Source organism: Marinifilum sp. D714 (assembly GCF_030851345.1).
GTDB lineage: Bacteria > Bacteroidota > Bacteroidia > Bacteroidales > Marinifilaceae > Marinifilum.
Genome location: NZ_JALPNU010000046.1, coordinates 1 through 5384, shown reverse-complemented (window position 1 = coordinate 5384; position 5384 = coordinate 1). Strand labels below are relative to the sequence as shown.

4 protein-coding genes are annotated in these 5384 nt (G+C 34.0%); 1 reads left to right on the top strand and 3 read right to left on the bottom strand.

The window, feature by feature from the left end:
• Positions 1-175 precede the first annotated feature (175 nt).
• A complete protein-coding gene (locus M0051_RS19380) occupies positions 176-1825 on the bottom strand; it encodes a serine hydrolase (protein ID WP_306743227.1) in 1650 nt (549 codons plus the stop codon).
• Positions 1826-2037: 212 nt separating this feature from the next.
• A complete protein-coding gene (locus tag M0051_RS19375; RefSeq protein WP_306743226.1) occupies positions 2038-2667 on the bottom strand; it encodes a hypothetical protein in 630 nt (209 codons plus the stop codon).
• 298 nt (positions 2668-2965) lie between these two features.
• On the opposite strand from M0051_RS19375, the gene M0051_RS19370 reads away from it, so the two are divergent.
• Positions 2966-4495 (top strand): IS1182 family transposase, encoded by a 1530-nt coding sequence (locus tag M0051_RS19370; RefSeq protein ID WP_306743225.1) that lies wholly within the window; start codon positions 2966-2968, stop codon positions 4493-4495.
• Between the two features lie 134 nt (positions 4496-4629).
• Here the strand turns inward: M0051_RS19370 and M0051_RS19365 are convergent, their stop codons facing one another.
• Positions 4630-5085 carry an RDD family protein gene (locus tag M0051_RS19365; protein WP_306743223.1) on the bottom strand — a complete coding sequence of 152 codons (456 nt, stop codon included), beginning with the start codon at positions 5083-5085 and terminating at the stop codon, positions 4630-4632.
• Positions 5086-5384 lie beyond the last annotated feature (299 nt).

Below are 5384 nucleotides of genomic sequence, written 5' to 3'. Positions count from 1 at the left end.
CAATTACCCTTAATCGCTTGAAGAAGCGTGGTTATGAATCGATGCTTGACATTTACAAAAGAAAATCCCCACAACTTAATGAACCGCTGTATACGAGACCCGTACGTACAGTGGTGTGAGAGGTTCTCCGCTAGGTTAATCACCTAGCGGCTGCCTACTCGATTAGCCATAGTAATTATATCTTTTCAAATTCTAATCCCATAATTTTCATTGAAACAATTTTTCCACTCTTATTTCTTAAGAATTGAATTGGGTAGTTTGGAATATTAAAAAGGTCTTTAGATAATGCATCTATTTCAACGCTATATGCTCCTTTCCCATAATAAAATTGCAACGCACCATTTTCAAATTTAATTTCTTTAGCTACTTGTAAGCTCTTATTTAAATAAATACCTTCAAGTTCTTTTAATTCTAATTCTGTATGCTCATAGGGTTCAAGTTCTTTGAAAAGCCAAGGTTTTTCATTTTCGTTTGCATAAAACTGGTATTGCTTGTTATTGGCTTGAACATCAAATTCCATAATTATGCCGTCCATCAAAAACTTTTGATTATCAAGAGGCTTTAATTTTCCTATTTCTTCTCCATCAGCTGTTGTTAGGACTAATTTTTTGTTTTTTAGTTTAATGATTCCAGTTTTTATGTCTTCATATTCATTACCCAAAAAGATGTAATTCCCCTCATATTTTTTAAGGACATCATTAGGCAGTTCAATAATTGTATTCTCTTGTTCTTGATTCGTGTCATTTTCCTTTTCACTTGGAATGTATAAATCCACAAGTTGAAAAAATCGGTCTTCGAAGTCTTCTTCAAAAGTGTTTTGTGTAGTAAAAAATGCAATATCTAATTCCGGAAAGTATAAATATTTAGAAACGAAGCCTCCCATAATCATACCGTCAAATCCCATAGCAGAAAAACCATTACGCGTTTCAAATTCAACTCCTAAACCATAGTCAATTATGGTTCCATCATTTAGATTCGCTTTAGTTTGCATTTTCTTCCACAAATAAGGTGTGCCAATGGTTGCATTTCGCATACCTTGATGCCATTTAAACATATCTTTTGGTGTAGTCAAAATTTGACCATCTCCATTGTAGATTGTAGCAGGTAAATCCATTTTATAATAAGCTTCCTCATCCTCAATATATCCAATAGCTCTATTTTTAATTATGTCGTACGTTCTGTTTTTTATAATAGTGTTTTCCATTTTTAATGGCGAAAAAATACTTTCTTGCAGATATTCTACAAAAGATTTATCTGATACCTTCTCGATAATATTAGAGAGTAAGATGTAGTTTGCGTTTGTATATTCAAAATACTCTCCAGGTGTAAAGTTGAGTTCTTTTAAATTTAATATGATATTCCTAACTCTTGGCTGCGTAAGTAAATCGTTAAAAGATAAATCTGCTAAATAGAAATATGGGTCAACTTCTGGTATTCCACTTGTTTGATTTAACAATTGTTCTATTGTCGGGTCGCCCTTTTTATACCGAGGAAGTTTATCGATGTATTTGTAAGCAGGCTCTTTTAAAGATAATTTTCCTTGACTCTCCAAAAGCAAAATTGCTGATGCTGTAAATTGCTTAGCAATTGAGCCAATGTCAAATAAGGTTTCATTTGTTACTGGAACGTTATAATCAAGGTTTGCAATACCATATTGTTTTTCAAGTATAATTTTATCTCCTTTAAATACAGCAATTGAAAATCCGGGTTTATTACCCTTTACCTGATATAGACTGTCTACCTTTGAATCAACACTTTGAGAAGTTGCTAATTTTGGGATTATAATTAAAAATATTATTAGTATTCCAAGCTTTTTTTTATTCATTATTTTGGTTTTCTTTCAATAAAGACGTGATTTAATTCTTGTTGTTACAGTTGAGTGAGGTCTTATTATGGCTAACGTGTTTGTATATGGTTTGTTGCGTGGTTTAGCACGTAATTTAGCAAATAAAAACCGAATAGAAAATCCGCGAGGATTTTCGTAAGTAGGCTAGAACTAGCAATAAATTATATACGGTGTTACCCAACGTTTTTATTTCAGTTTTTCTCTCCAATCCAAACTTTTCCTAATTCAAATGCATAAGATTCGGTTCCGTCTTTCAGCGTTTTTTTTATGTGTTTTTTCTTTAATTTATTCTTAAACCATTTTTTATTCTCTAAATACTCTTTTTCATTCTCGTAATCTTCTAGATTTCCAATATCTGTACTAAACATAAAATCCTCGTCAACTCTATGTTCCCAATTAAAGTTTTCAATCCGATTTTTTGTAATTCCGACAGAGTCAGATTTAAACTCTTTTGTGTTTTCGGGAATGTTAAATGTATTATTGTAAAAGTCAATTGAGTTTCCGATTGCACAAACAACTTGGGATTTCGAGAACCTTGGCTCAAAAAGCCATACTTTCAAATAATAAGGTTCGTTCAATTCATCAAGTTGATTTTTCCAACTTTCATAAATATCAAAAAGTCCGTTAAGAATTCTTTTTTTGGTTTCAGATTTTGGTTCAGGATTTTGGCTATTCGTTATTGATATTCCACTAAATGGATGAACCCAAATTTTAGCATAATCTCTTTCGTTTCGTTTTAGGTTCTCTAAATCAAGTTTCAAATTGGCATTTTTCCATTTTTCAATGTCTGTCCAAATCCTTTTATGTCCTCTGATTTTCATGGTTTTCATTCGGTTTCTCAAATGTTGGGTAACGGTCTTGCTAAGTTTTCGTGGGCGATTTCAAAGAGTTAACACTTCAAACCGCTATATAAGCAAGCCGCATAAATTTGTTTATATTTTTAAGCAAACCAATTTATATAGCTTGCTGGTGTTTATTAATTGAACTAACTCTAGAGCAATTCCCACCGCCCATGAAATTTAGCTTTTGTGCCTGTTGCACAACTCTTAATAACTTGTTTATAAATCTAACAATAAAAACTTTACTTAGCAATGATAATGTCTTAACTTGTAAATAAAAATGCAAGGAAAGAAGCTTTATCAAGAGAAGTTATTTTCCAGCTTTCAACTCTCACACAGAGTCCCTGAGAATAATTTCTACCGAAGATTACAAACAGTTTTAGACTTATCCTTCCTTTACAAAAAAACACAATCATATTATGGGAGTTGCGGACAAAAAAGCATTGATCCTGTCGTTTTCTACAAATTGTGTTTGGTTGGTTATTTAGAGAATATCATTAGCGACAGAAAATTAATAGAACATTGTTCCATGCGCTTGGATATTCTGTTTTTCCTTGGCTTTGATATCGATGAACAATTGCCTTGGCACAGTACATTAAGTCGTACCAGGCAATTGTTTCCTGAAAAGATTTTTGAAGAGGTTTTTACCCATATTTTAAGTATGTGTGTAGAGACAGGAATGGTTGCTGGTCATACTCAGGCTATGGATTCTGCACCAATAAAAGCCAATGCAAGTATGGATAGTCTTGAACTGAAAGTTCCTGAAGAGCAACTTGAAGCTTATCTTGAAAAAGCTCGTTACCAGAGTAGAGAAGACAGGAAGCCTAAAAAGAATAAGGCTTCTCGCAATCAGCAAATCATAACAGCCGATAAAAGAGAACTACAAGAGATAAAAAGTCGCAATCGTAATTGGCAAAAGAATCAGGATCAACGTCCGGGAGCTGCTAACAAAGGCGCCAAGTATACCAGTAACAAAACCCATTACAGTCCTACCGATCCCGATGCCAGAATCAGTGTAAAACCAGGCAAGGCCAGAAAGCTGAACTACCTAAACAATATCAGTGTTGATACAGCCAATCATGTTATTACTGATGTAAAAGCTTACCATGCCGATAAAAAAGACAATCAATACTTACAGGATGCCACAAAGCGCTTAAAGCATCGGCTGAAAAAACAGGGCTTGTTGTGGACTACTCTTCTTGCTGATGCTGGTTACAGTAGCGGAGAAAACTATGCTTTTCTGGAAAAGGAAAACATTATCAGTTACATTCCTCCACACGGAACTTACAAGGGCGGTCCCGAAGGATTTACTTTTTGTAAGGAAGATAATTACTGGCTTTGTCCACAAGGAAAGAAAGTTACTTTTCGCAAACGAAAAATGGTAACAAACTCTCTTCAGGATCATTACCTGACAAAAAGAAGCGATTGTAAAAATTGCCCTATCAAGAAAAAATGCCTGGGCAAAAGCCATGAAAAACGCATCGCAATAACCGTTTACGTTGAGCAGTATCAACGCAATAACAAAAGAGTGCGGAGCAAGTTCGGCAGATACATGAAAGGCAAACGACAATCTACAGTCGAGCCTGTTTTCGGAACCTTAACAGGGTTTATGGGACTTCGGAAAATTAACACCATTGGAATTGCTCAGGCCAACAAGGTAATGCACATGTCTGCTACGGCCTACAATCTAAAAAAACTAATGAAATTTATAAGCAAATCAACTGAAACAATGACAAATCAGGCCATTGTTCTATCTTTCTCTTTAAAAAGGTATTTTGGATTAATTAAAGCCGATTTAAGCTCTCAATAATTTTAAACACAAACAAAATCAACTGTAAAAACAAAGCCTTAAAAGCTTGTGAACTCACATACTTTTAAGGCTTTTATCTTATTTTTTTGAAATATTACTTGGTTGTGCAACGGTTACTTTTGTTACCAACTGTTTTATTGAATTCCTTGACGCTCGTCAGTCGTATCAACAACAACGGTTTTTGCCCAAATATCTCCTAACCTTTGATTAAGCTTTGTGTTCTTAATTAATAGAATGCCTATAAGTCCAAAAAAACAAATATCTAATATTGCAATCAAGTGCCTCTTTACTGATTGACCTAAACTGATTTTACTGTCATTAAAATTAATAGCAGAAATAGCTTTCAAATCAGACATGTAGTTACCAAGTGTCACACCAAAAAGTTGTTCCATTCCTATTGTCATGACTGCCCAAAATAAAATTACAATCAAAAAAGGATAGCCAGTCAGAGTGTATCCTCCTTCAATAGGTTCTCCATATAAAAAAAACATTACAGCTGTAAAAACAGATACCATTCCATAGTCTATTAGTCCTGCTGAGATTCTTTTTCCTAAATTGGCTTTTGTTTTTAATTCTAATCTCGACTCCATGTATTGGTTTTAAAATTGTTGGTAACGGCTCGGCTATGAAGCGTAAGTGAGAATTTAATCCTACTCACTTTCGAACCTCACGAAGCCAAAACGTTGTATTTGTTTTTATCTTTTTCATTTCTAAAGCCAAATCAACGATTTGGCGCTGCTAGCCGAAGCTACGAACCAACCAAAATTAGTCGGCTCACTTTTGCTTTATTAGCCATTGTGTGTGCCCTGCATGAGCAAGAGCACACTTATATGTAAGCTCTAGAAAAAGATTAAATATGCAAATATTTGGTCAAAATAGCTAACAATAA

Coding starts and splice junctions, on each gene's coding strand:
- M0051_RS19375 (WP_306743226.1), bottom strand. CDS start 2,667: ATGAAAATCAGAGGACATAAAAGGATTTGGACAGACATTGAAAAATGG.
- M0051_RS19370 (WP_306743225.1), top strand. CDS start 2,966: ATGCAAGGAAAGAAGCTTTATCAAGAGAAGTTATTTTCCAGCTTTCAA.
- M0051_RS19365 (WP_306743223.1), bottom strand. CDS start 5,085: ATGGAGTCGAGATTAGAATTAAAAACAAAAGCCAATTTAGGAAAAAGA.
- M0051_RS19380 (WP_306743227.1), bottom strand. CDS start 1,825: ATGAATAAAAAAAAGCTTGGAATACTAATAATATTTTTAATTATAATC.